The sequence below is a fragment of the Streptomyces sp. NPDC048349 genome (genome assembly GCF_040651925.1).
In the GTDB taxonomy this organism is placed as follows: domain Bacteria; phylum Actinomycetota; class Actinomycetes; order Streptomycetales; family Streptomycetaceae; genus Streptomyces.
The window spans coordinates 47,821-71,402 of sequence record NZ_JBEZLA010000040.1 but is presented as its reverse complement, the minus strand read 5'-3'; the positions used below and the strand labels follow the sequence as shown (position 1 = coordinate 71,402).

The window sequence follows — 23,582 nt, the reverse complement described above, 5'->3', positions numbered from 1 at the left end:
CCCGCTCATGCAGGCTCTGAACGTGGCCCGAACCGGAGCCGGGCGCCCCCGCAGCCGTCCAGACCGGGCCCGCGGCGACAAGGCCTACTCCAGTCGCGCGAACCGCGTCTACCTGCGCAAACGCGGGATCAAGGCAACGATCGCGCAGCCGGACGACCAGCGGGTTCCGCGATCCGGCCCACCGCGTGCCGGGCGGCCTCGACCGTCACCACGAACAGGATCGGGATCACCGCGTGCATGCCCACACCCAGCGGGTCCGGCCAGGCCGCGGCGCCGTTGAAGGCGATCGTCGCGATCGTCAGCAGCCACGCCGTCTGGCGCAGCAGCGGGAAGGGGATCCGGATCCAGGTCAGCAGCAGGTCCAGCGCGAGCAGGACACAGATGCCCGCGTCGATGCCGATCGGGAACACCAGCGAGAAGCTCCCAAAGCCTTTCTGCAGGGCGAGGGCACGCACCGCGGAGTACGAGCCCGCGAAGCCGATGCCCGCGATGACGACGGCTCCGGCGACCACGACGCCGATGAGTATCCGGTGCGTACGAGTCAGCTGCATGGGATGAACGGCACCTCCTAGTCAGGTGTGGTTCCTGATCACGGTCACGATCTCACGCGGGTGTGACGAAGGGTCCGGAAATAGCGGCCGCCGACTGGCCGGGGGCATCCGCTCCCTGCGAGGCGATACTGATCTCGGCCACCGGCAGGGAGCGGGGGAAACGTGTGGTCAGTCAGCCCTCGGGCCCTGTGAGGGCCAGGGCCGTGAACTCGCCCAATACGCTCGTGAACGCATGTGGGAGGTCCAGGTCCCAGCGGACGCTATGCCGCCAGCCGTGCCGCAGCTCCTCGACGACGGAGTGCGGAAAGCCGCGTTCCTTGCCGGGCTGCTGTCGTTCCCGCACTTGCACGACCAGGTAGAGCACCCCGCTGCGCGGCTTGAGCCAGCGCCGGAAATCCGCCATCGCGATGTGCCGGTCCAGGTACGGCAGTGTCAGCCGGCAGGCCACCACATCCACGGTACCCGGTACGAGCTCGCGCGGCGGGGTCTGAGTGAGGAAGTCATGCACCTCGAAGGACAGCCGCTTCTCCTCGCCCCAGAATGTCCGGGCGCGGTCGACCGCGACTGGCGACCAGTCGTAGCCGACGGTCCTCAGGCCCTCCCGGGCCATCAACGTCGCCAGCAGACCCCAGCCGCTGCCCACATCGATCGCGGTCCTCGCACCAGCAGCAAGAACATGGCGGCGGAACCCCTCCATCTCCGCATGCGTCACCGGCAGGTTCTCCTTCGGCTCGTCGGTGGAGTAGAAGACGTCCCAGTACAGGCGCTTGGTCCACGCACCCTGCTGTGCGGGAACCCTTCCCCGCTCGGAGATTTCGACGGCGCGGCTCTGGTCGTTCACACTCCACCACCTGACGACTGCGGCCGGTTCTCACCGGCGCGCGGCGCCGAGAGGCACTCGCGGGCGGCCGCGGCGCGCAGGTCCTCCGCAGGCGGTTGCAAGTTCTTCAGAAGCCGGGTCCACCGTGGCTCCTGCTGCTGTGTACGCACCGGCAGTTCGTTCCGCTCTGCTGCTCTGCTGTGCTCCACGGTCGTCATCCCCTTCTCTCCGTCGCGTACCAGTACGCGGCCATCAGGCCGAGCACCGTCAGCACGATCAGCGCCTGCAACACCCACTGCCGCCAGCCCATGCCGCGCTCATCCATCCAGCGCCTTCGGTCCATCCGCGCCCATAAGCCACTCACCGGCCCGTCTCCGACAGCGCCAGCGCCATGAACCAGCCCCGCTGATCCATCTCAAGCAGGAGCCGCTCGTACTCGGCGAGATTGGGGCTGACGTGCTCGTACCGCGGCACCAGCAGCCCATCCGCGTAGCCCGCGCGCAACAGCCGACGCGCGGCCGACAGGCCGGGCCGGTACTCCAGGAGCGCAGGACCTGCCGAGTCCAGGCACCTCTCGTCGCGAACAATCCAGTGCCGCGCCTTAGCCATCAGTTCCAGCAGCTCGAGCTGGGCGTCGGCCTCTTGTCGGGGCGCCTGCACGTAGCAGACCACTCTGAGCATCCGGCCGTTGTACCCAGCCCGCTCCCCGGCCCGCCGCACCCCACCGGTACGCAGTGCCCGCAGGCGCTCCAGCGGGTCGCTGCGACCGGCCGGGCGCGCGTCCAACGACACCCGCCGTTGCTCGGCGTTGTTCCGGTCCGTCCAGTCGCCGAACTGCACTTGAGTCAAGGCCGTCAACGCGTGCTCCATTCAGCAGGGCATGAGGGTGACAGGGCCGCCCTGGAACCGGTGTACGACAGTTGGCCCAGACCCCTGGGGCGGCCTGACTACCGTGCCGCCAGACCAACTTGAAGTGCAATCAGAATCGCCATCGCAATTGCGAGGGGAAGTGGATTGGTATATGACTTGAGGCGAACCGGGCCCCGGCAGGGGCGGACCGAAGACCGATGGCGACGAACCGCGGCTCGCGCAACTGGAACCGAAGCTGCCACCATCTAAGCCGCGGCTCACACGGTCCCAACCGGAGAGGAAGGAGTAGGAATGGCGGCGAACGTACGGGCTACGTTTCTTCGGATCGTGCTTGGCGCCGAACTCACCCGTCTTCGCGAACAGGCGGGGTTGACGGGAGAGCAGGCCGCGAAGTCCGTAGGGTGCGCACCATCAGCAATCAGCCGGGTCGAGAACGGTACGTCCGGGTTCCAGCGGATAGAGCAGTTCGCCAAGCTCCTCGATGCCTACCAGGTGCCCTTCGAGGGCCAGGAAGTCCTCACCGACTGGTACCGCAACGCCAAAGCTGACGACTGGTGGGGGCCGAGCGCTCCGGTGCTGCCGTCCGGCATGAGTCTCTTCCTCGCCTTCGAGTCGGGGGCCAAGATCGTAAAGGCGTGCACCCCGATGGTGGTGAACGGACTCCTGCAGACCGAGCGCTACGCCCTTGCGCTGATCGAAAGCGCCCGGGTCGCCGACGACCGCACATCCGAGTTCGTGGAGAGTGCGGTCGAGGTACGGATGAACCGGAAGAAGCGGATCACCGAAGAAGGCATGGAACTCGTCTGCATCATGGACGAGTCAGCGCTCACGAACATGGTCGGCAGCCCGGCAATCATGCGGGAACAGTACGAGGAGATCGAGCGCCTGTCCTCGCTGCCCAACGTCACCGTACGGATCATCCCGTCCTCGGCCCCCACGTACCGAGTCTTCGGCGAGTTCCACGTTCTCGACTTCGACCGCAAGGAACTCCCCGACCCGGTCGTCGTCGCGAGCAGCACCCTGGACCAGGGCATGAAGTGCCTGTCGAAGAAGCGACCGGTCAAACAGTTCGTCCGTCGCTTCGACATCCTCGCCCAGGGCGCCCTGCCCGCTCACGAGACCCCCGCATTCCTGCAACAAGCAGCACGAGAGGTATCAGCATGAGCAGCACCAACACCGTCCGTCCGTACGGGCAATGGTTCAAGTCCTCCTACAGCGGTGACGCAAGCGGCAACTGCCTGGAGACCTGCCCCCAGCCGGGCACCGTCTATGTACGGGACTCCAAGCGCAACAACGAGCCCCAGGCACCGGTTCTCGGCTTCACGCCCGCAGCGTGGTCGTCATTCACCGCCCACGCCGGCGGCTGCCGCTAGCCACCGTCCGTTTCCTCCTCGCTCACACCGACGAGGAGGCATCAGTACACAACGAACCGGGCAATGTCATCGGCGGTGTCTTCGGCGCCATAACCGCGGCCGGGCTGGATCCCTAGACCGCCGACGAGACCGTCACAGCCCGCCGACGAAAGGCCGAGGCAACAGAGCCCGGCATCGGGGAACGGGTACCGGTCCTGTGTATCGAACGCCGTGGTGCGCAGCCGCAGCCAGCTCCACTACGGGGGGCTGCCACTGGCCGGCAACGTGCCGTAGCGGCGGGTGGAACCTCACCGGTGACTCACCGCCTGCGCCGTCGCCCAGTTGTGATGCCACACGGGGCACACCGGTGATCAGGACGGTGACACGTTTGCCGTTGTGTAGGGCATGACCACTCGCCCGAACCGAACGAGCCCCGCCACAGGTGGCGGGGCTCGCAGGTCCTCGTACAGGCCTGGACCGCCTGCGCGGGGAAGAGCACCCAGTTGCGTGAACTGAGAGGTGCGCTGAGCCATGAGCTTATGCGGAACCATCCCGAGGGCGCCACAGGCCCCCTCCCACGACACCACCCGGCTCACCCTGGATGTGGTGGTGCGCCATGGCACTTGAGCCCATCCTGTGGGCCTTGCACGACAGCCCTGTGAACAGTACGACGGACAGGATGCTGCTGGCCGGACTGGCCGAGAAAGCCGACCCGGACGGCACCAACGCCTTCCCCTCACGGCGGACGCTGGCGCGGATCGCGCTCTGTGATGTCAAGACGGTCCAACGGCGTCTGGCGTCTCTCGCCGAACGGGGTGTGATCACGCTCGGCGACCAGGCAGCCGCCCGGTACATCCCCGCCCACGCCCGCCCCAAGGTCTACGACCTGCAGATCCCAGCTGCCTGGTACGGCCCGGAGCGCCTCGCACGGGTGAACGAGGACCGGGCGCAGCGCGGTCTGCAGCCGCTCACACAGCAGACCCGTCCGGCGTTGCCGCCCGCCCCTGCACGCACCGAGCGCAGTGACAAGGGCAAGCCGCGCCAGAGGGGAGGGGACTGTCAGTCCCCTCCCCCACCACGCGCCGACGCCGAGGGGACGGGGGACCGTCAGTCCCCGGGCAGGGGGGACTCAGAGTCCCGGCAGGGGGGACTGCCAGTCCCCCAACCCTCTCCTCTAACCCTCCCCGTCAAAGAAACCCCGACAGCGCCTGCGGCGCGTAGCGCCGATGACGCCCGCAGGGCTACTGCAGGCAGTAGCGTGCGTGAGGCCGGCGGCTGCGCCGCGCCCCCGGGCGCTGGCGCGCGCACCCCGGCAACCAGGTCTCGGGACGCCGCCCGCGGCCGGATGCAGCAGGGGCAGGCAGGCGCGGTCAGGGCAGTGGAAGCGGGGTGGCCGCCCGAGCTGGCAGGACTGCTACCGGCGCACCGTCCGGCCGTGCTGCGCGAGGCGATCCTGCAAGCCCTAGACGGCGGACGGACGCCCCAGCAGGTCCTCGAGCGGATCCAGCGCCGATGGTGGACCCATGGCTACGCCCTTGCCCTGGCCCAAGGAGAACTTTCCTCCCCCGTCGGTGTCGCAGTGGGACTGGTGCGCCCGTCCACGGACTGCCCGGATCCGATGTGCGAGGACGGCACGACCATCCACCTCGGCGGCCCATGTCCCAAATGCACGGAACGCCGAGCAGACCGACGTCGCACCCACGTCCCCGCACAACGGCAGACATGCCCACAGCCCAACTGGTGGGAATGCGTCGGCGACCACTGCACCGCCGTGGGCAAAGGGCCCCGTCCCGGCGACGGGTTGTGTCCGCGCTGCAGGGACAGGGCAGAACAGGCCCACATCGAACAGGCAACCGCAGGCCTGAGGGCCGAAGCCGAGGCAGTCCAGGAAGCCGAACGGCTCCGACAGGCAATCCGATGGCAACGCATGCTCGACGACGCCTACACCGAACACGCCCACCACACCCGCACAGCCGAAGACCGAGCCGAAGCCGAACGACATGCCGCTGCCGAGGCCGAAGAAGTACAGCGCCTACGGGAACAACTCCTCCGCGCACACCCCGAACTGGCGGCCTACGTCCAACGCCCATGACCGGCTTCACCCTCAGCCGGAACGAACTCAGCCTGCCCCTACCTCATGTACACGGCAGTGGGGAAGCAGTGCCCACCGCAGTCAAAGAGGGGCCTACATCAAGAAGCCTGCGCCCCCCGGTCACCCGGCAGGCGCTTGTCTTACTACGTCAACCGCCCGCCGCTGGCCGAGGTGCCGGACACCGGGGGCGCAGCACCTCAAGCCATTGCAGACAGCAGGTGGAGAGCACCGACTGCACAAGACCATGGGGCCGCCGCGGCATCACACCGACCCCTTGTCGGCGGGGAGGACGGTCTGACCCACCTCCCCTGCGTCACCGGCGATGTGTTCCCAGCCGACGCGGGGGTGGTAGGAGCGGAGGAGTGTACACGCCGGAGTCGGCCCCGGTGGACGGACGGATTGTCGCCTTCTCGGCAGCTTCGGCACACCCCTGCCGCGCACATCAAATGATCATTTGAATTAAAGGGGGCCGCGTGGAATGCTTTCTGATCGATTCTGATCGTAGCGCGGCGAGGCATGTTGACTCTGTGTCGATTTCGTGGCGTTCGAGAGCGCCTTGTGAAATTGCAGCGGGCCCCTCCGGTGGAGGCTGACGCGGTTTCTCATCACCAACTGCTAGATGATTTGCACGATTGGCGGATGGGATGGATGAGGGGGGTCTGCGCCCGTTAGCGTCGTTGTGCGAGTAGGCCCCGGCCCGGTGGCCACCAGTTACGCCGGGGCCCCCTCATTGCTCAGTCAGCGACACAGAAAGTGGGTATCTGTAATGTCCGACCGTTTCCTGCCCGCGATCCCCTTGGGGGCCGCGTCGGGGTTTGACGCTAACAGCAGCGCCATTCCAGGTGAAGGCGGCCAAGTGCGCAGTGCCTGGGCCGTCACGCTCGAGGTGCGTGCTCTGGCCGCGGTGGTGGTGGCTCCGTTCGTGTTCCAGTCGGGTGCGTGGGAGGCGCCGATGGGGGTGGCCATGGTGCTGACTCTGCTGTCTGCTGCGTCGCGCTCTCGCGTCAGCTACCAGCGGGCCAGCTCTTCCTAGGGGTTTGCGTCCTGTCCGGCGGCCGTGCGCGGGAGACCGCGCCGGCCGCCGGGTGGGGCACATTCCCGGCCCGGCATGCGGAGGGCATTGGTCCGCTTGTTCGGCGGGGCGGGTTTGTACATCCCGGAGAGAAACTGACCGCACAACAGGAAGGGTGGCCGTGACGTGGTCACGAGCGAGAACGGGTTTGGAAAGTGCCGCCGATGCGGCTCGCACATCCCTCATGTAGCGGGGCGTGTCGGACGCAAACCCGAGTACTGCGGCACGGAATGCCGCAGCCGGGCCCAGCGTGAGCGGGACGGACAGGTGGACCTGACCCGCCCGCGGGCCGGTCTGCCGCTTGGCCGCTACATCGCTGAGGATCTGCAGCTGATGGCGACTGGGCTGCTGAACGCGGAGTACGAGGACCGCAAGGAGTTGACCGCACTGCTGCAGCGGGCTCGCGAATTGGCCCGGGAGATCGACTACTACGTGGCTGCTGCAGTACGGGACGCGAAGGCAACGGGCCAGAACTGGGCAGCAGTGGCCAAGGCGGCGCAGGTCAGCGTTCCCACGGCCCGCTCGCGCTGGGGCGAGCAAGAGGTCCAGCGGCAGATGGAGCGGCGGGCCAGGGAGCATTCAGCGGCTACCCATCTGGGCAATGCGCCTCCCAAGGGCGCCCCCTTTGAGGAGGGCCGTGCCGGCAGGCAGGGTGAGTCGGGACCGCTGCGCGACGGGCCCGGTCGGGCACAGTCCCTGCTGGCCGATGCCCTGGCTCATCTGCACTCACGCAGCGGCATGGCCATCAAGGACATCGCCCAGCGGACAGGATGGTCGCCCTCCTACCTTTCGCGTGTTCTCAGCGGTGAGCGCTCACCGGGTTGGGATGTGGTCGCGGCCTTGGCCGCGGTTTTCGAGCACCCCGTGGACGACCTGGGCGTTCTGTGGGATCTCTCGCAGGGCCGCATCCCAGCTAGCCGGCCCTCGTTCGACGTGGCCAAGGCCCGTCTGCACGCAGCGCTTCGAGGTCTGTACCTGGCGGCGGGCAGCCCACCCGTAGAGCGGCTCTCCGCGATCAGTGGTGTCGACGGGCAGGACATCATCGATCTGTTGCAGGAGCGGCTGGTGCCGACGTGGGAGATGACGGGTGCCTTCGTCAAGTCGGTAGGCGCGCATCCCGCAGATGTGCGTCCGCTGTGGGAGGCGGTGCACTACGGGTTCTTGAACCAGTGGGACCCTTCGGTGGGAGAGCGTCCCGATGACCCGCCGGTCGTGCCCCGCCCATCGGGCGGGCAGGGGTGACGCTCACCCGGGGCGGCCGCCGGAGCTATTCCGCCGGCGGCCGCCGTCCCATCGTCCGTCCTCGAGCTGCTTTGGCCTGTCTTCCATGACGCATGCTGACGGTTATGAAATGCCCTCGATGGAGTACACCGCCTTCCGTGAGCTCCACTGTGAGGCCTACAGCCGGTACATCCAGGCCCGTGTCCGCGATGCCGAACTCAGTAAAGCGATCGCCGCGACCGCGTTCGCCACGCTGGCAGCCATTTGGCCTTCGGTCATCAGCAGTTCCCGTCCCGAGGCAGTCGCCTGGGCTGTGCTGGGCGGGCTGGTCGACTCAACGCTGCACGGCGTGCACTCCTGCACGGATTTCGAGGAGGACGAGGTCTACCGTGAGCTGCCTGCCGCGCAGGCCGACGTAGTCGTCCTGCGCTGCCGGATGGCGCTGACCGCCGGCCAAACAGCCCACGTGATGGGGCTGGAAGAGCCGACCGTGGCCGTAAGACTGCGCAGCGCCGGGCGCAGTCTTCCGCCCCGGCTCGCCGCCCCCGTCGAGCGCTGCATTCGCCAGGGGGCGTGAAGATCGCCTCGATCGTGTGAGGTTCGCGCCGGGCGTGCTCCCGGCACGGTGCATGCGGGCTATATCACGTGCGCCCCGGGCGTTGCAGGGGTGTGCGGTTCCTGGTCCGCGCGGGGTCTGCGAGATGGGATGCTGCCGCAGGACGTTGCCGACGGCGGTGAGGGGATCATGGACCGCGATTACCCGCTCGCCGGGTCCGTCGACTTCAAGCGGCCCAGCATGGCCCGGATGCACGATTTCCTCTTGGGCGGGCGCGATCACTATCCCGTCGACCGCGCAGCATGCGCGGAGTTGATGGCGAGGGCGCCTGTACGGGCTTTGGCCCGCGCCCAGCGCGAGTTCTTGGGGCAGGTTGTCGCGCACTTGGCGGGCCGGCTGGGGGTACGGCAGTTCCTGGATGTCGGATGCGGGTTCCCCAGTCCTCAGCCCGCCCACCGGATCGCCGCCAAGGCGGCCGCGGGCGGGCAGGTGGCGTACGTGTACGTGGACAGCGATCCACTGGTCGTCGCGCACGGGCAGGCGCTGCTGGAAGGCAACGGCCGAACTGCGGTCGTCCAAGGCGACTTGCGCGACCCTTCCGCCCTGTTACGTCAGAAACGGCTGGCCTCTGTCATCGACTTCGGTCGTCCGGTCGCGTGCCTGTATGTATCGGTGCTGCACTGCGTCCCCGACGAAGACTCCCCTGCCCAGGCCGTACGCGAGCTCTTGTCGCACCTGGCGCCAGGGAGCTTCCTGGCGGTCAGCCACCTGATCTGTGACGACCCGGCCGCCGGCGAGGAGCTGAGCGGATACCTGCGGCAGGCGGCGGGATGGGGCAGGGTACGTGCCCGCGAGGAGATCGACGCTGTCTTCGTCGGCCTCGAGGTCCACGCCCCCGGCCTGTGCGACGTCACCGCCTGGCACCCGGCAGGCAAACGTCCTACCCCGCCCGTGGACCGGGGCTGGTGCGAGTACGGAGGTCTAGCCCGGCTTGCGTAGGCACGGGGCGGATTCGGCTCTAGAGAGCGGACTTCAGGATGGCCAGGGACTCCTCGACGGAAGCAGAATGCACCACCAGCTGGGCCATCTGGGCGGAGAAGTAGTCGCTCTCCCCCGGCTCCCCGATGTACTCCGAGCGACTCCCCCGCTCGATGTAGGCGAGGTCGGGCAACCGGTACTGATCGAACCTCAGGAGTGTCACCGGCGAGCCCAGGACACACGGGTTGGTGAACGGGAGCACACGAATCGTGATGTGGGGTCTGGCGGACATGTCGATCAGGTGCTCGACCTGGCGGCGCATCACCCCCGGTCCGCCGAACCGGCTGTGGAGCACACCTTCATGCAGAATGGCCAGGAGGTGGGGACGAGCGGGCGACGCCAGCAGTTCCTGACGTTCCATCCTCAGCCGCACACGCGCCTCGACCTCGGCCGCGCCCGCCAGGAGGTACTTCACCTCGGTCACCGCGCGGGCGTACTCCTCGGTCTGCAGGAGCCCGGGCACGATCTGATATTCGTAGGTGCGGATCCATGTCGCGGCCTCTTGGAGGCCGATGAACCGATCGAACCACGGCGGGACGACTCTCCTGTGCCGCGCCCACCAGCCAGGCTCATTCGCAAGCTTGGTGAGCTGCACCAGCTGCTCGCCCTCCGCCTCCCCGACCCCGTAGCCCTCCACGAGCCGCACCATGTCCTCCACCCGCACCCGATGCACGCCCCGCTCCATCCGGCTCAGCTTCGACGGGGAGATCGCAGGCCGCCGACTGTCCTTCTGCATCAGCCTCGCCCCTTGACGGATCTCCCTCAGCCTGTGCCCCACCACCAGGTTCAGCGCCGTGGGACTGCGGCGGCCCGGAAAACCCAGGTACTCCTGAACCGACGGAACCCGGACAGGGACCGGAGGGGGATCGTCGTGAGACAAGGCAGGCTCCTGCAGAGGACGGTGCGGCTACTCACCGCGAGTGTCCCACTCCCGGAGCCCGCTACGAGCCCACAATCGGATTTATCCCGATCAGCCGATCAAATGATCGAAATCGCCGTCCTTCACGCCCTGGACGAACGCAGCGAACTCCCCGCTCGTGTAGAACAAAACGGGGCCCCGCAGGTCACGCGAGTTTCGCACCGCCGCACCCCCGCCCGGCAACCCCGCGACCTCCACACAGTTCCCGTCCGCGGCACTTCGACCGCTCTTCACCCACACCACACCCTCGATCGAATCCGCCGCAACCGAACTGCCCTTACGCTCCACCGCACTGCCCCTAACTCACGCCGCTCCACTACCGCCCACGACACGCCGAAACATCCCGAATTGGATGCACGTTCGAATTCTTCTTCTTTCGAGTCGCCACCACCCGATGCAATTGCATGAAGCGGCGGGCGGCGAGGATACTAACCGGCATCAAGCCACCAGGAATCGCGCTCCTGGATGCCTTGCGGGGGGACGTACGATGCAACGACGAGCACCAACTACCGACGGTCACGAAGAAACCGGCACGGCCACGCCACCAGTGGCCGAAACAGCTCCACTCGAAATGAGGATGAGCCACCCCGGTACCCGCATCGACTGGGGACTGGAACTCGGTATCAGCGCCGCCGGCTTCACCGCCCGCGCGATCACCAACGAACCCGACATCCTCCACAGGATCCGCCGCTTCACCCGCAAGGTGATGGACGAATGGAACCTGCCCCAACACGCCGACGCAGTCATCGCCGTAGTCGCCGAACTAGCCGCGAATGCCGTCATGCACAGCCTCACCACCGGCAGCACCACCGCCTGGCTCGGACTCCTACGCAAAGACGAAGCCGTCATATGCGCCGTCTCCGACCCCAGTCCCCACCCCCCAACCATCCCTCCGCCTCTGACCTACGCCAACCTCCTGAAACCACACGGACGAGGCATGATCATCATCGACGGCCTCAGCTCCGCCTGGGGCTACTCCGAGCCCACCCCCCAAGGCAAAACCGTCTGGGCCAAAATCCCCGCCCCCTCACAACCCGCAATGACCCCACGCTTGCGAGAGAGAGAACACTGACCAGGCCGCCTGGCATCGCCACCTTCAGGAGACGGCCCACCGGTCTGTGCCCTACCCCTTCCTTCGCGCCGCATTCGCGTCAACCGCCTGATGAACCCCGGGCGGTCATGCGCCCCCTCTACGGCAGGAACCCCTAAGATTCGCACCCCGACGAGACGCGATCACATCCGGTCGTTGGTTGGCGGGACCTGCCCGAAGAGCTCGGATCGTTCCAGACCGCCCACAAACGGCTGATCAGATGGGCCGAGATCGGCCACCGCCAACGGCGAGGCCCCGAGGCGGCCGCCCACCCGGCTTCGACCGTCAGGCTCACAAGCAGCGCGACACCGTCGAACGCTGCATCAACCGCCTCAAGCAGTGGCGCGGCCTGGCCACACGAACCGACAAACTCGCCATCGCCTACCAGACCGCACTCCACCTCGCCGGCATCCTCATCCGGACCCGACGCTAACCAAGGAGACAGAACCTAGCCGACCCCCGTCAAGTCCCTGTACGGAACCCCTCCGCTCGCGCGGAGACCACCCCCGGTTCGGCAACGCCCGGAAGCTCAAAGACGGGACACCTCCGCTCGCGCGGAGACCACTCATGGGGCTGCGGCTCTTCGCAAGGAACGTGCGGGACACCTCCGCTCGCGCGGAGACCACAAGCAGCTGAACGGGCTCCTCGACGCCCTCAGCGGGACACCTCCGCTCGCGCGGAGACCACATGTCCGGCACGGGCGTCGGCGAGCCCCTGGGCGGGACACCTCCGCTCGCGCGGAGACCACCCGATGAACGGGTCCAGCCGCAGCGCCGCTTCCGGGACACCTCCGCTCGCGCGGATACCACGAACGCGAGCGACTGTCGATGGGTGAGGCTGTCGGGACACCTCCGCTCGCGCGGAGACCACGCCCAGCGGAGAATAGTCGCTCCCCCGGCAACCGGGACACCTCCGCTCGCGCGGAGACCACGGCAACGCCCAGGAGTGCGAGGAGCAGACGGGCGGGACACCTCCGCTCGCGCGGAGACCACGCCCTGACAAAGATCCGCGGACTGGCCGGAGCCGGGACACCTCCGCTCGCGCGGAGACCACTTGCACGCCTCGGAGCAGAAGACCTTGGGGCGCGGGACACCTCCGCTCGCGCGGAGACCACCCATTGCGGAGCGAGACGGCTGGCACTGCAGCCGGGACACCTCCGCTCGCGCGGAGACCACTCTCCGGCGCGCGCTTGGCTCCGGACCTGTCGCGGGACACCTCCGCTCGCGCGGAGACCACTCTCCGGCGCGCGCTTGGCTCCGGACCTGTCGCGGGACACCTCCGCTCGCGCGGAGACCACGTCCAGCCGGAGGGCGCGCTGGCCGGCCTGGACGGGACACCTCCGCTCGCGCGGAGACCACGGGCGCGCGCGGGTGCTGGTGTCCGGTGGCGCCGGGACACCTCCGCTCGCGCGGAGACCACGGCGGCCTCCGCGCGGCGCAGGAGCTCCGCGGCGGGACACCTCCGCTCGCGCGGAGACCACCCAGGCCAAGGCCCGTACCGGAAGGTGCGGGCCGGGACACCTCCGCTCGCGCGGAGACCACACTTTCTGAGCTGCAGCGTTAGAACATCTTTGTATCTTCTTGACCGTCTTGCCGGAAGCTGATCAGAGTCAACCCGTCGTAGTCGACCGGCGCGCGGCGTTGGCTACCACTGGTCCTCAACGCGAACCCTTGTTCATTGTCGCTTGGGTAGGCGAGGACTGCGGACCCGTTCCGGCAGGCGGCGCTTACTGAAGACCACAACTCGTCTCGGACGCGGGCGGAGACCGTCCCGACGTAGAGCTCTGGGGTGACCTCGAGAAGCCAACGGCTCAGTGCCCCGCGAAGGTGGGGTGGTACTGCTGTGGCGGCGATAACGATCATCGAGGTCATTTGGCCTCACCGGTGAAGAAGCCGTGGTTCGTTCCGCCACGGATTGCTCCGGTGACCGGGTCCCACAGGTCGACAAGTTCTTCGTCCAGGTCCGGCACGGGACCCTGCGCGTCCGGCGCCAGCAGGTCCTGGATGTCGGTGACGATCCGTGGTAGGAGGCGGAAAAGGCGTAGGCCGTCGCGGAATGACCTGCGAGCTGCTGCTTCGGGATTCGTTGAGGCGTGGAGCGAGAAGGCGAGGGGGATGGTGAGTTGCGCCTTGTATAGGTCGGCTATGTCGTAGACGAATGCTTGCTGGTTGCCGGAGTGGACGAAGCCGAGGGCTGGTGAGCAGCCCAGGGCGAGGATGGCGGCGTGGACGATGCCGTAGAGGCAGGTGTTGGCGGCGGAGAGGGCCAGGTTGACTGGGTCCTGTGTGTCCCAGGCGGCGGGGTCGTAGGTTCGGCGGAAGCGGCCGATGCGGTATTGCTGGGCGAGGAGGCGGTAGTGGGCCTTGACTCGCTGGCCTTCCATTCCGCGTAGCTGTGCGAGGGAGCTTCCGGTGGGAGCGGTGCCGGTTCCGAACCTTTTCTCATACATGGCGGTCGCCACTGCTGTGCGTTGGGTGTCGTCGGCCCAGGCGCGGGTCTGGCGTTCGAGCCAGGTGGTGCTGAGGGAGTCGGGTAGGGCGGCGGCGTAGCAGCGGACTCCGCCGGAGCCGGTGACGAGAACGGTGGTGCCGTGGCGGGCGAAGGTGGTCAGGGCGCGGGCGGTGATGGATGTGCCCGGGCCAAGGAGTACGCAGCTGAGGGCTGCGGTGGGGAGGTAGACGGTCTCTGGTCCGCGTTCGGTGGCTACTTCGGCGCGGACGCCGGTGTCGTCTTGGTGGATGCGGACCACGTCGAGGTAGAGGAAGGAGAGGGAGTCGGCGATGCGTGGCAGCATCGCCACGGTGGGCTTGGCCAGTCGCCGACGGGCGTCGGACGCCGGTCGGTTGGTGCGGCTTGTTGTCATGTCGGCCCCGGCTTGGCGGGGGCGATGCTGAGGAGGCCGCATCCGTAGGACTTTCCGCGGCCGATGCCCTCGAGGATTGCGGTGCGGAGCTGTCCGGGGTCGAGGACGGCGGCTGTGCCGTCGAAGCGTGTGCGGGCATGGTGGATGCGCTGGCGGTCGCCTGTGTTGGGGTTGCGGGTGCCGCGGGCGTTGTCGAGGGGTTGTGCGTGCAGGCTGATGATCTTCAGGCCTGCGGTGTCTGCTTGGCGGTACCACCATTCGTCGGCTGCGGTACCGGTGAGGGCTACGACGGCCGGCAGGTTGTAGGCGGCGCGGGTGGTGGCTCCGGGTTTGCGTACAGGGCTTGCGACGCAGCGGTAGCGGATGGTCAGGCCGGGGCGCAGGGCGCCGAGGAGAGCGTCGAGGGGTTTGGTGGTGGCGGTGCCGTAGGTGGTGGGGAGTTTGGTGAGGTCGGGCTGGTGGCTGCTTTGCAGGAGGAGGTGGGGGCCGGTGGGGGTGTCTTCGGTGCGGTGCAGGACATGGAAGCGGGCGCGGGGGTCGGGGCCGGCGTTGTCGGGGAACAGCGACATGAGGCGGCGGTGGAGGTCAACGGCGGTGCGGGCGTCGCGTCGGGCTTCGGGTGAGCGGGGGTCGGGGACGATGCGCGTGAGGTAGGCGGCGGTCATCGGATGCTGCCTTCCGGGTGGGTCAGGTGCGTGGTGGTGTATGCGGCGAGGGTGTGGAGTTGAGGGGTGCCGAGGCCTGCGTACTGGGCGGGGGGCAGATGCAGGCTCCGGTGGTAGGCCGCTCGGGCGCGGTAACTGCGGCGGCGGGGGTGGAAGGTTGCGGGCTGGTCGTTGATCTGCCCTGCAGGGGTGTCTCCGTCTGCGTGGTCCGCGGCGTCCTGATGGGTGGGGGCGGGGAGGCGGCTCAGGGGCTGGTCGGAGGTGAAGGCGGTGGGGGGGTGCTGGTGGGCGAGGGGTGGTGGGGCTGCGATGGGCAGGTGGACGAGGTGGTAGAGAGCGTCGTCGCTGGTGCCCAGCAGGAGGGGCCCTTCGGGCGGGCAAGAGCGCCGGCCCAGGTAGAGGGGCCACTTGGGGTGGGTGAGGGCTGCGGCTGCGTCTTCGAGCAGCGTGTCTGGGGTTTGTGGGGTGGTGGTGAGGGCGGCGGTGAAGGCGGCGTCGGCGAGGTAGGTGCGGTGGGTGAGCAGGGTGGTGGTGTCGCCGCTGCGTTTTTTGCCTTCGGCGGTGGTGACCGTGGAGCGGGCCGGGAGGCCGCCGCCGACGGTGTGCAGGTCGCGTAGGGGGATGCCGGGGCGGTCGGTGCGGACGGTCAGTGTGAGGGTGGCGAGGTCGTCGATGGGTTCCGCGCGGTGTCTTCCGAGGGCGGAGGCGAGGAGGCCGATGAGGGCGGAGCGGGTGGGGAAGGGGGCGGTGTCGCGTTCGTTGAAGTGGCTGAGGCGTCCCCAGGACTGCAGGGGGCCGGTGAGGCGCAGGAGGATGCCGTGCTCGGGCGCGGGCCGGGTGGGGGTGTTCATGCTCGGGGTCCGTCGGGCTGGGTGAGGGCGGTGTCCAAGGCGGTGGTCAGGAGCTCGTCGAAGGAGTCGAGGCGGGTGCCGAGGCCTTGGAGAGTCTTGGATTCCAGGCTGGTCCAGCCTGCGTGGACGATGTGGCGGGTGCCGAGCATGGTGTTGGCGGCGCGGGCGTAGTCGGCGAGGGCTTCGCGGGTGGGGGCGCCGTATCCGCCTTGGTTGGCGGCGGTGACGGGCTGCTCGAATGCGGCGGCGTAGGAGAGGGGGCGGTCGGAGCGGACGCTGACGTGGACGAGGTCGGGGATGGTGTGGGCGGCGGTGGAGTTCTTCTTCGCCTGGGGCAGGGAGGTGATGAAGGCCTGGAGGAAGCCGTGTGCCAGGTCTCGGAGTTCGCTGGGGGTGCCGCCGGTGTTGGTGGTCAGGTCGCGCAGGTCGAGGGTGGCGTAGCGGTAGAAGGTGCCGGCGCTGTATTCGGCGTGGCCCATGTGGCCGCTGCCGCTGGAGTCGGCCCAGGCGGCGGTGATGTCGTCGACGGCGGAGAAGTAGTCGAGTTCGACGTCGGTGGCGTGGGTGGTCATGGCGTGGGCGACCTGGACGGCGCCGTCGACGCCGGCGTCGTCGACTTCGGCGAGCATGCGGCCGAAGAGGTTGATGACGCCGTTGCGGCTGCGCAGGATGGTGTCGACGTCTGGCTTGGGCAGGATGCTCTTGTCGGTGGGCTTGGTGATGTCCTTCGCTGCTTGCAGCTGGTCGCGGTGGCGGGTGGCGAGGTCGGCGAGGTCGGCGACAGCTGCTTCGGGTACGTAGACCATGGCGTTGGTCAGGACCTTGTTCGGGAGGGTCTGCTTGGGGTTGTCGGGGTCCTTTGCCAGTTCGAACTTGCTGCACGCGGCGGCGAGGTGCCCGCCGGCCCGGGCGGCGAGCTGCTCGGGCCATTCCCGTTCGATGAGCAGGTGGGTGACGCGTTCGGCGATGCGGCGGGTGCGCAGGGCGCTGTCGCCTGAGTGGTCCTGGAAGACGGTGCGGATCGCCCGCTTCCAGGACTGGCTGCTGACGCGGGTCCGGAGGGTGTTGCCGTACTGGACGGTCTTGACGGAGTTGGTGTCGTCGCGGTTGAGGTTGGCGAATGGTACGGACTGCACGATGTGGATGTCGATGAAGCGTGCGGGTGCTGTGGGCATGGCTGGTCTCCTTGGCGGGGCCGCGGTGCGGCGGGTTGTGTGCCGGTGGCTGGGGGGTTAGGTGGTGGGTGTGGGGTCGGTGAGGGCTTCGGCGTCGGCGCGGTCGTCGCGGGCGCGGATGCGGTAGTAGTCCTGCAGCCATCGGCGGGCGATGCGGCCCGAGTGGCGGGGCCAGTGGGCGAGGTCGGACAGCAATTGCGCGAAGTCCACCGGCACGTCGAGGGACCGCAGGTGCGCGACCGCGGCGGGCAGGTGGCGGTGCAGGCCCGGAAGACTTTGCCGGGTGAGCAGGTTCAGGCGGCTCTCGGCCGAGGTTTCCCGCATGCGCCCCTCTCGCCCCGGTCCGACGGCGGCCGCGAACGCAGCGCCCAGGCTGGTGCCCCACCCCGACGAGCCGGCGGGGGCCGTCGCGGCGCTTGGGCCAGGGTCGCTGGGGCCGGCGGGGACGTCCTGGTCGTCGGTGGGGGTCGGGTTGCCGGGCGGGGCGGGCCGGGGCTGGGCGGCGATCATCGAGGCGATCGCGTAGTACGCCTGCTGCACCTCGCGCGGGGTGCGGTCGTCGGGAAGATAGGGCGCGATGAAGCGGTGCATGCGCGGTACGGCGTCCAGGTCCTTGCGCAGGCCGCTGCGCAGGGCGGCCCGTGCGCCGGGGTCCTGGGCGCACAGCTGCTGGACCCAGAGCACGAAGTTCCTCTCGCGGCTTGCCCGCTCGGCGGTGCGCTGTCCCGGTACGGACGCGGGTAGCGGTTCGTGGCTGTCGGGCGGAAGGTCTGCTGGGGTGGTGGTCGTCATCGCGTCGCTCCGTTCGCCCTGCTGTTCGGTGGCGTCATGGCTGCTTCTTCTTGCCGGTCTTGCGGGTGCCGCCGTAGAGCTCGATGCGTGCTTCGCTGACGGCTTTGGCTCCGCGCTGGGTGCGGGTCACGATCGCGGTGACCGCGTCGTAGGCCTCCTCGGCCAGACGCAGGAACGCCTTGCGTGCCTGGGCTGTGTCCAGGCCGGGATCCTGCGGGTTCTGACCGCGGTCCAAGCCGGCAAAGCGGTCCCAGAATTCCCGTTCGGCGCGGGGCCAGTAGCGTCCGGCCGCGTCGGTAAGCCAGGAGGTGGCATCGGATTTCAGGTCGTTCATGTAGGCGGTCCAGGCGCGCCGCACCGCGCGTTCGAGGCGCCATCCGTAGGTCTCGCCCAGCTGACGCAGCTGGCCCACGGCGGGGGCTGTGTGCGGGGCACGTTCCTCGACCAAGTGAAAGACCAGAGGGGTGGAGGCGTCGATGAACTGGTGGTCCTTAGCCTGGCCGTCCTGGTCGAAGCCGAGAGCGCGTACACGCAGCCGGTCGGTGACTTCCTGGGCGGTGTGAAACACCGCGGGCCGTACCGGTTGCGCGCTCCCGGCCGGCTTGAGGAGCAGGAGAGCGTCCAGGTCCCGCCACAGGCCGCGGCTGGCGTCGGCGGGCCGGGGGTAGCGGTTGCCCTGCTGGCTGGTCTGCCAGATCAGGAAATCGTCGTCGCGCGGTGTACCAGGCAGGCGGTAGGCCCAGGTGATGTAGGCGTCGGCCACCAACAGCTCCGGGGCTGGGGCCGGACCGGACGGAAGGCCCGCCGGTGGGGAGGGTGCCGCGGTGTGTCTAGTGGAAGCTGAGGGGGACGGCGTGCCTGCTGCGGGGCTGTTGTCGAGGGGTACCAGCAGGAGTGCGTGGCGGGAGCGGGCTGTCAGGCGCGAACACGGCCCTTGCAGCAGAGGCGGCAGCGCATCGGGGTCCGGGAGCTCCTCCCATTCCCAGGGACACAGGTCCCGCTCTGGACGATCGGAACTCCGGGGCGGCATCAACCCGGCCAGAAGAGTCTCGAAGAAGCTGTCGCCTTCGGGGTGGTAGGACAGTGCGGTGCGCAGGGGGCCGGCTGTGCCGCTGGCGGTTTTGACTCCGGCGACCTCGCGGGACGAGCACCGGCCGGACGGTCCCCAGTAGTGCCACACCAGCAGGTTGAGCACGGCTTCGGGGACGGTCGGAAGGTCGGGGCGGGCATCGCTGCCGTGCCGGAACCAGGCGTGGTTGTTGCCAGCGGGCCGGGTGACGATCAGCTTGTTCACCCCGGCTGTGTTCGCTGGGTCGCACTGCCGGGCCAGGCGTGCGTCCTGCATCCACGGCCGGCCGCCGGCCGGGTCGAAGACGAAGAACCGCTGTCGCCAGTGGGTGAAGTACCCCTCCACTCCGCCCTGCCCGCCGGCGAGGCGGGCGGGGAGGTGGCCTTCATCGAGGACGTCCTCGCGCCGCTCGTTCCAGTCGGCACCGCCAGCATCCAGGCCCGTGACCCTGGCCGTCAGTGCGTAGAGCACCCGCAGGAGCGCCGCGTGCGCGGGCGCGTCCGCGACGGCCAGCCCGGCGATGTCCTGGGCCCGCAGCAGCAGCTCCTGAAAGCCGAGCCGCTCCGGTAAGGGTCCCCCGGCCGCGTCGGGGCGCCAGCGGATGGGGATCCACGGCTCCTCGATCAGGCTGTAGATGCCCTCTGGCATGGAATCCATCCGATCCGTAGATGTTGAAGCGGGGGACGCAGGCCCGCGCGAGCGAGCGTGTGCCGACCTGCTGCTCACGAGCATCCCCAGGGACTCGGCTTCGCGCGGACATGACGAGCTGCCGCACCAACCAGGCCTGGAAAATGCCTAACTACCCTTTATGTTGCGGTAGTTGCACCGTAGCGAAGTTCGTCACCGGTGGTGGGGCAGTCCGGAAAGCCGGTGTCAGATCTCTTCGAGGCCGGCGTCGCCGAGCGTCAGGGTGCGCCCGTCGAGACGGCAGAGGCGCAGGCCCTGCGGGGCCAGCTCCATGGGGAGCAGCACGACGTCCCGCAGGACCGCGTGCTTGCTCCAGCCGGCCGGCTGGGGATGCTCCTTGGCTGCGGCAAGCCACCGGCCGGGGACCGGCACGACGTGCGACATGATCTCGGCGACGTCCTGCCGTGACAGTGCCCCGGCTGGCACCGGCACCAGCATCGTCCCGGCCTCGTCGAATGTCACCGAGCCGTCGCCCCGGGGGTAGACGCACACCACCCGGCCTGAGTCCGCCCCCAGCCGGGTCACCAGCAGTTCCTCGCTCACCCCGGGCTCGCGGCGGCTCAGCGCAGAGAGGTCCCCCCGCACGTCCGCCGGGGCGCAGATCGCCGTGAGCTCCGCGAGGCAGGCCTCGGCGGCCTCACCGGCCTGCCGCTCACCATCAAGCCGGGCCAGCTCCCGGCGTACCGATTCCTGCAGAGTGTCGACGAACTCCGGCGCGTACACCTCGTCGACCAGCTTCTGCACGTCCCCCGGTACCGCGATCCCGGCACCGTGGCGGGCCAGGAGCAGCGAGGTCCGCTTCAGCAGGCCTGTGTCGTAGATACGACCCCACGTCGCCGGGGGCCGGCTGCCCGCCCCCTGGCCGGCCAGCGGGTCGAGCACTACCAGTCTCGGGGTGTCCTCCCGGGCGGCCCAGGCCGGCCGGCCGTCAGCTCCGCGCACGTGGCGGCGGCAGCGGCCCGCCCGCTGCAGCAGTTGGGCCAGCGGCGCCAGATCACTGATCACCAGGTCGAAGTCCAGGTCGAGGGACTGCTCGACCAGCTGCGTCGCGACCAGAATCGAAGCGGGACGCGAACCAGGCACCTGCCCGGCGGGCGGCTTGCCGTACGCCTCCTCGCACTCGGCGGTGATGGTCTGCCGCACCCGGGCGGGGTAGCGCGCGTGCAGCAGACGCAAGCCGCCCGGGCTGACCGCGAGATCGGGGAAGGCGGCCTGCAGGTCGCGGAAGGTGCGTTGCGCCTCGGCCACGGTGGTGCAGCACACCATGGCGGTGCCGCCCTGCTCCACGACGGGCGCCAGCTCCTCCCGCAGCGCCTGCCGTCGCCCGCCCGCCCGTACGCTCCCCTGCTCGGCGGTGTCCCACGCCACCGGCCGCACGGCCACCTCCAAGGTCCGCTCGCGCCCGCTGGCGACCTGCCGCGGCCTGCAGACTGTGCCGGTCGCAGCGCTCACGAAGAGCCAGCCCGGATAGCGGGGCTCGACCACTGTGCCGTCGGTGAAGCCGGCTCCCCTGCGGTAGGCATCGACCAGCGAGGTGGCCGAGCGGCCCGTCAGCGTGGCCGACAACAGCACCACCGGCGCGCGCAGAGCCCCCAGCCACTCCAGCTGCCGGACCATCAGCTGATGCATCCACGGCCCATATGCATGCGCCTCGTCCACGACCAGGACCTTCTCCGCCAGTCCGAACAGCCGCAGCGGCCCGTACTTCACCGGCAGCACCCCGGTCAGCACCTGGTCGACGGTGCCTACCCCAAGCGGCGCCAACAGCCCCCGGTGCCGGCCCCGCAGCCAGGCCTCCGCCTCCAGGACCGTCGGGGTATCCGCGCGCACCTCAGACGCCCCCGACACGGGCGCGGCGGCCGCAGGGCGCAGCCATGCCATAGAGTGCAGCAGCGCCAGCGCCCTCTCCCCCGCCAGCGCCGATCGGGCGAAGCGCTCCACCCGCGGGAACATCGCGTCCGCCGTCGCCATCGTCGGCAGCGCCACATACAGCCCCCGGCAGCCGGCCGCCCGTCCCAGCACGGACGCCGCGAACAGTGCCGCCTCCGTCTTCCCGTCCCCCGTCGGCGCCGTGACCAGCACCAGCCCTGGCCCGCCCTCCTCGACCAGGGCCGGGAGCTCCCCGATCAGGTCCTGCTGCAAAGGGTTCGGGGCGAACCCGAACACTCCCTCGAACTCCCCGGTCGCGAACCGCGCTCGCCCGACGCCCGCCGCACGCGCTACTCCCCCGGCGGCAGCCTGCGTCTTCCGCCAGTGCCCGTCGACCTCACTTGCCGAGCCACCCCATCGCGAGGGCATCAGCGACTCCACCGCAGCCGACTGGCTCACCAGCCAGTCAGACACCACCACCAACCCCCACACCACCACTGCCAGCTCCGCCGGCAGCCCCCCGGCCGGAACAGGCCCCGCCCCCGTCACCCGCCGCAACTCCTCGAAGTGCAGCCGCCGCTGCTCCTGCCAGCCCCCACCCCCAAGGCCCGGCTGATACGCCGCAGCCTGCGACAACTCCCTCGCCGCCAGCACCCCGGCGAACAGGCCGTGATGACCGCCCAGCAACTGCGCCACCTGATGACTCACCGCACCCTGCAACGACCGGCGGCCTCCCGACCTGCGCCGCCCCTGCGGATACCCCGCCTCCGCCAGCAGTGCAGCCACCGCCCAATGCGACGCCGCCTCATGCCGCAACACCGGCAGATGCTCCACACCCCGCGCGAGCGCGTACACCGGATCCGAGCTCAACCGTGAAAACAATCCCGGCACCTGTGCCTGAAACCCCGGAGTGATCTTCCCTAAATCATGCAGCCCCGCCCAGAACGACACCACCGACCGCGCATCCCCCACAGGCAACCCCAACGCCCCACCGATCCGGGCCCGCGTCCCCGCCCCCAGCAGCGCATCCCACAACACCCCGCACATCGCCGCCGTATCCAGCAGATGACACAACACTGGATACTCCCCCGACAAGCCCCGGGCCTTCCCCCAAAGCCGCCCATCAGGACAACCCGACCCCACTACTATGCGCTCACCATCCATCACACCCACAGACATAGCAGGCACCACTGACAACCACCCCCGCCAGCACCACACACCCAGCACTGCCAACAGCAAAGCAACGGCAAAGCCCTGACAAGACAGCAGGTCGCGAAGGGTCCTCTCCGCACGAGCGGAGGTGAGCCGTAGTTGGCGTCGGCGCGCGTCTGCGTCCCGAGGTCCTCTCCGCACGAGCGGAGGTGAGCCGCCTGCTCCGGGGGCACGGGCGGCCGATCCGGTGTCCTCTCCGCACGAGCGGAGGTGAGCCGCCGGCGGCGCTGTCGTCGACTTCGCGATGACGGTCCTCTCCGCACGAGCGGAGGTGAGCCGCCAAGGTGCTGTGGGTCCCCTTCGGCGCGGGGGTCCTCTCCGCACGAGCGGAGGTGAGCCGGCCTGGCGTCGGCCGGGCGCCAGCGGGATGGCGTCCTCTCCGCACGAGCGGAGGTGAGCCGTTGTTCGACGTGGATGGAGCCGCTGGGGGTGCGTCCTCTCCGCACGAGCGGAGGTGAGCCGCAGGGGACCGCCGTCCCGGCCTGCGAGAACCAGTCCTCTCCGCACGAGCGGAGGTGAGCCGGGCAAGGTTCAACGGACGGCTTTTGCGTCGTAGTCCTCTCCGCACGAGCGGAGGTGAGCCGTGTCAACCCGCAGCGTCCACGTTTTGGCAGTGGTCCTCTCCGCACGAGCGGAGGTGAGCCGGAATCATCGGCTCCCGCCAGGAGTGGCACCACGTCCTCTCCGCACGAGCGGAGGTGAGCCGGCCGAGCATAAGCTTGTGGCGCGGTCGATGGGGTCCTCTCCGCGCGAGCGGAGGTGAGCCGGAATCTCGCAGTTCATGCCGTCCACATGGGAAGTCCTCTCCGCGCGAGCGG

Annotated in this window: 20 protein-coding genes, 3 pseudogenes and 2 CRISPR repeat arrays (1 of these 25 running past the window's edge); of the genes and pseudogenes, 10 read left to right on the top strand and 13 right to left on the bottom strand. The window is 69.1% G+C overall.

From position 1 onward, the window contains the following. A pseudogene (locus AB0D44_RS22075) lies at positions 1-212 on the top strand (IS5/IS1182 family transposase); the annotation flags it as partial. 6 nt (positions 213-218) lie between these two features. On the opposite strand, the pseudogene AB0D44_RS22070 reads toward AB0D44_RS22075, so the two are convergent. The 3 genes and pseudogenes from AB0D44_RS22070 to AB0D44_RS22060 form a co-directional block, all read right to left on the bottom strand. Beyond that, a pseudogene (locus AB0D44_RS22070) lies at positions 219-551 on the bottom strand (DUF2637 domain-containing protein); the annotation flags it as partial. A 172-nt stretch (positions 552-723) separates the two neighbouring features. Beyond that, positions 724-1,392: a class I SAM-dependent methyltransferase gene (locus tag AB0D44_RS22065; RefSeq protein WP_362593605.1), complete on the bottom strand. Its 669-nt coding sequence runs from the start codon at positions 1,390-1,392 to the stop codon at positions 724-726. A gap of 339 nt (positions 1,393-1,731) precedes the next feature. After that, positions 1,732-2,241 (bottom strand): recombinase family protein, encoded by a 510-nt coding sequence (locus AB0D44_RS22060; protein ID WP_362593602.1) that lies wholly within the window; start codon positions 2,239-2,241, stop codon positions 1,732-1,734. A 291-nt stretch (positions 2,242-2,532) separates the two neighbouring features. Here AB0D44_RS22060 and AB0D44_RS22055 point away from each other — a divergent pair, with 291 nt between their 5' ends. The 7 genes from AB0D44_RS22055 to AB0D44_RS22025 all read left to right on the top strand — a co-directional run bounded on the left by AB0D44_RS22055 (position 2,533) and on the right by AB0D44_RS22025 (position 9,533). After that, positions 2,533-3,405, top strand: coding sequence for a helix-turn-helix transcriptional regulator (locus tag AB0D44_RS22055; RefSeq protein ID WP_362593599.1), 873 nt, complete (start codon positions 2,533-2,535; stop codon positions 3,403-3,405). Continuing rightward, a complete protein-coding gene (locus AB0D44_RS22050; protein WP_362593597.1) occupies positions 3,402-3,614 on the top strand; it encodes a DUF397 domain-containing protein in 213 nt (70 codons plus the stop codon). The genes AB0D44_RS22055 and AB0D44_RS22050 overlap by 4 nt, the downstream gene beginning before the upstream one ends. A gap of 580 nt (positions 3,615-4,194) precedes the next feature. Further along, positions 4,195-5,685, top strand: coding sequence for a helix-turn-helix domain-containing protein (locus tag AB0D44_RS22045; protein ID WP_362593594.1), 1,491 nt, complete (start codon positions 4,195-4,197; stop codon positions 5,683-5,685). Positions 5,686-6,451: 766 nt separating this feature from the next. Then, positions 6,452-6,718 (top strand): hypothetical protein, encoded by a 267-nt coding sequence (locus AB0D44_RS22040; RefSeq protein WP_362593592.1) that lies wholly within the window; start codon positions 6,452-6,454, stop codon positions 6,716-6,718. 306 nt (positions 6,719-7,024) lie between these two features. Then, positions 7,025-7,999: a helix-turn-helix transcriptional regulator gene (locus AB0D44_RS22035; protein WP_362593589.1), complete on the top strand. Its 975-nt coding sequence runs from the start codon at positions 7,025-7,027 to the stop codon at positions 7,997-7,999. Between the two features lie 118 nt (positions 8,000-8,117). Further along, positions 8,118-8,555, top strand: coding sequence for a hypothetical protein (locus tag AB0D44_RS22030; protein WP_362593586.1), 438 nt, complete (start codon positions 8,118-8,120; stop codon positions 8,553-8,555). Between the two features lie 129 nt (positions 8,556-8,684). After that, a complete protein-coding gene (locus tag AB0D44_RS22025; RefSeq protein ID WP_362593583.1) occupies positions 8,685-9,533 on the top strand; it encodes an SAM-dependent methyltransferase in 849 nt (282 codons plus the stop codon). Positions 9,534-9,552: 19 nt separating this feature from the next. Here the strand turns inward: AB0D44_RS22025 and AB0D44_RS22020 are convergent, their stop codons facing one another. Together AB0D44_RS22020 and AB0D44_RS22015 are read right to left on the bottom strand one after the other, a co-directional pair. Next, entirely contained in the window at positions 9,553-10,350 is a 798-nt protein-coding gene (locus AB0D44_RS22020; RefSeq protein WP_362593613.1) for a helix-turn-helix transcriptional regulator, read from the bottom strand. 192 nt (positions 10,351-10,542) lie between these two features. Next, positions 10,543-10,779 (bottom strand): DUF397 domain-containing protein, encoded by a 237-nt coding sequence (locus AB0D44_RS22015; protein ID WP_362593581.1) that lies wholly within the window; start codon positions 10,777-10,779, stop codon positions 10,543-10,545. Between the two features lie 289 nt (positions 10,780-11,068). On the opposite strand from AB0D44_RS22015, the gene AB0D44_RS22010 reads away from it, so the two are divergent. Together AB0D44_RS22010 and AB0D44_RS22005 are read left to right on the top strand one after the other, a co-directional pair. Next, positions 11,069-11,563: an ATP-binding protein gene (locus AB0D44_RS22010; protein WP_362593578.1), complete on the top strand. Its 495-nt coding sequence runs from the start codon at positions 11,069-11,071 to the stop codon at positions 11,561-11,563. 277 nt (positions 11,564-11,840) lie between these two features. Beyond that, positions 11,841-12,014, top strand: a pseudogene (locus tag AB0D44_RS22005) (IS5/IS1182 family transposase); the annotation flags it as partial. A gap of 42 nt (positions 12,015-12,056) precedes the next feature. Next, positions 12,057-13,122: a CRISPR direct-repeat array (repeat unit 29 nt; unit sequence CGGGACACCTCCGCTCGCGCGGAGACCAC). Between the two features lie 18 nt (positions 13,123-13,140). On the opposite strand, the gene cas2e reads toward AB0D44_RS22005, so the two are convergent. The 8 genes from cas2e to AB0D44_RS21965 form a co-directional block, all read right to left on the bottom strand. Then, positions 13,141-13,452 carry a type I-E CRISPR-associated endoribonuclease Cas2e gene (gene cas2e, locus AB0D44_RS22000; RefSeq protein ID WP_362593575.1) on the bottom strand — a complete coding sequence of 104 codons (312 nt, stop codon included), beginning with the start codon at positions 13,450-13,452 and terminating at the stop codon, positions 13,141-13,143. Next, positions 13,449-14,375 carry a type I-E CRISPR-associated endonuclease Cas1e gene (gene cas1e / locus AB0D44_RS21995; protein WP_362593610.1) on the bottom strand — a complete coding sequence of 309 codons (927 nt, stop codon included), beginning with the start codon at positions 14,373-14,375 and terminating at the stop codon, positions 13,449-13,451. The genes cas2e and cas1e overlap by 4 nt, the downstream gene beginning before the upstream one ends. Before the next feature lie 65 nt (positions 14,376-14,440). Next, positions 14,441-15,109: a type I-E CRISPR-associated protein Cas6/Cse3/CasE gene (gene cas6e / locus AB0D44_RS21990; protein WP_362593572.1), complete on the bottom strand. Its 669-nt coding sequence runs from the start codon at positions 15,107-15,109 to the stop codon at positions 14,441-14,443. Further along, positions 15,106-15,960 carry a type I-E CRISPR-associated protein Cas5/CasD gene (gene cas5e, locus AB0D44_RS21985; RefSeq protein WP_362593569.1) on the bottom strand — a complete coding sequence of 285 codons (855 nt, stop codon included), beginning with the start codon at positions 15,958-15,960 and terminating at the stop codon, positions 15,106-15,108. Before cas5e ends, cas6e begins: the two co-directional genes overlap by 4 nt. After that, entirely contained in the window at positions 15,957-17,135 is a 1,179-nt protein-coding gene (gene cas7e, locus AB0D44_RS21980) for a type I-E CRISPR-associated protein Cas7/Cse4/CasC (protein WP_362593566.1), read from the bottom strand. Before cas7e ends, cas5e begins: the two co-directional genes overlap by 4 nt. A gap of 57 nt (positions 17,136-17,192) precedes the next feature. Further along, positions 17,193-17,927 (bottom strand): type I-E CRISPR-associated protein Cse2/CasB, encoded by a 735-nt coding sequence (gene casB, locus AB0D44_RS21975; RefSeq protein WP_362593563.1) that lies wholly within the window; start codon positions 17,925-17,927, stop codon positions 17,193-17,195. A gap of 34 nt (positions 17,928-17,961) precedes the next feature. Beyond that, complete coding sequence (gene casA, locus AB0D44_RS21970) at positions 17,962-19,644, bottom strand: type I-E CRISPR-associated protein Cse1/CasA (RefSeq protein WP_362593560.1); 1,683 nt, start codon at positions 19,642-19,644, stop codon at positions 17,962-17,964. 225 nt (positions 19,645-19,869) lie between these two features. Continuing rightward, positions 19,870-22,629, bottom strand: a complete 2,760-nt coding sequence (locus AB0D44_RS21965) for a CRISPR-associated endonuclease Cas3'' (RefSeq protein ID WP_362593557.1) — start codon at positions 22,627-22,629, stop codon at positions 19,870-19,872. A 202-nt stretch (positions 22,630-22,831) separates the two neighbouring features. After that, positions 22,832-23,582: a CRISPR direct-repeat array (repeat unit 22 nt; unit sequence CCTCTCCGCACGAGCGGAGGTG); it runs 431 nt beyond the window's last position.

Excerpts from the sequence above, each read along its gene's own strand:
- AB0D44_RS22060 (WP_362593602.1), bottom strand. The coding sequence starts at position 2,241 with ATGGAGCACGCGTTGACGGCCTTGACTCAAGTGCAGTTCGGCGACTGG.
- AB0D44_RS22055 (WP_362593599.1), top strand. The coding sequence starts at position 2,533 with ATGGCGGCGAACGTACGGGCTACGTTTCTTCGGATCGTGCTTGGCGCC.
- AB0D44_RS22050 (WP_362593597.1), top strand. The coding sequence starts at position 3,402 with ATGAGCAGCACCAACACCGTCCGTCCGTACGGGCAATGGTTCAAGTCC.
- AB0D44_RS22045 (WP_362593594.1), top strand. The coding sequence starts at position 4,195 with ATGTGGTGGTGCGCCATGGCACTTGAGCCCATCCTGTGGGCCTTGCAC.
- AB0D44_RS22040 (WP_362593592.1), top strand. The coding sequence starts at position 6,452 with ATGTCCGACCGTTTCCTGCCCGCGATCCCCTTGGGGGCCGCGTCGGGG.
- AB0D44_RS22030 (WP_362593586.1), top strand. The coding sequence starts at position 8,118 with ATGGAGTACACCGCCTTCCGTGAGCTCCACTGTGAGGCCTACAGCCGG.
- AB0D44_RS22025 (WP_362593583.1), top strand. The coding sequence starts at position 8,685 with ATGCTGCCGCAGGACGTTGCCGACGGCGGTGAGGGGATCATGGACCGC.
- AB0D44_RS22010 (WP_362593578.1), top strand. The coding sequence starts at position 11,069 with ATGAGCCACCCCGGTACCCGCATCGACTGGGGACTGGAACTCGGTATC.
- cas2e (WP_362593575.1), bottom strand. The coding sequence starts at position 13,452 with ATGACCTCGATGATCGTTATCGCCGCCACAGCAGTACCACCCCACCTT.
- cas1e (WP_362593610.1), bottom strand. The coding sequence starts at position 14,375 with ATGCTGCCACGCATCGCCGACTCCCTCTCCTTCCTCTACCTCGACGTG.
- cas6e (WP_362593572.1), bottom strand. The coding sequence starts at position 15,109 with ATGACCGCCGCCTACCTCACGCGCATCGTCCCCGACCCCCGCTCACCC.
- cas5e (WP_362593569.1), bottom strand. The coding sequence starts at position 15,960 with ATGAACACCCCCACCCGGCCCGCGCCCGAGCACGGCATCCTCCTGCGC.
- cas7e (WP_362593566.1), bottom strand. The coding sequence starts at position 17,135 with ATGCCCACAGCACCCGCACGCTTCATCGACATCCACATCGTGCAGTCC.
- casB (WP_362593563.1), bottom strand. The coding sequence starts at position 17,927 with ATGACGACCACCACCCCAGCAGACCTTCCGCCCGACAGCCACGAACCG.
- casA (WP_362593560.1), bottom strand. The coding sequence starts at position 19,644 with ATGCCAGAGGGCATCTACAGCCTGATCGAGGAGCCGTGGATCCCCATC.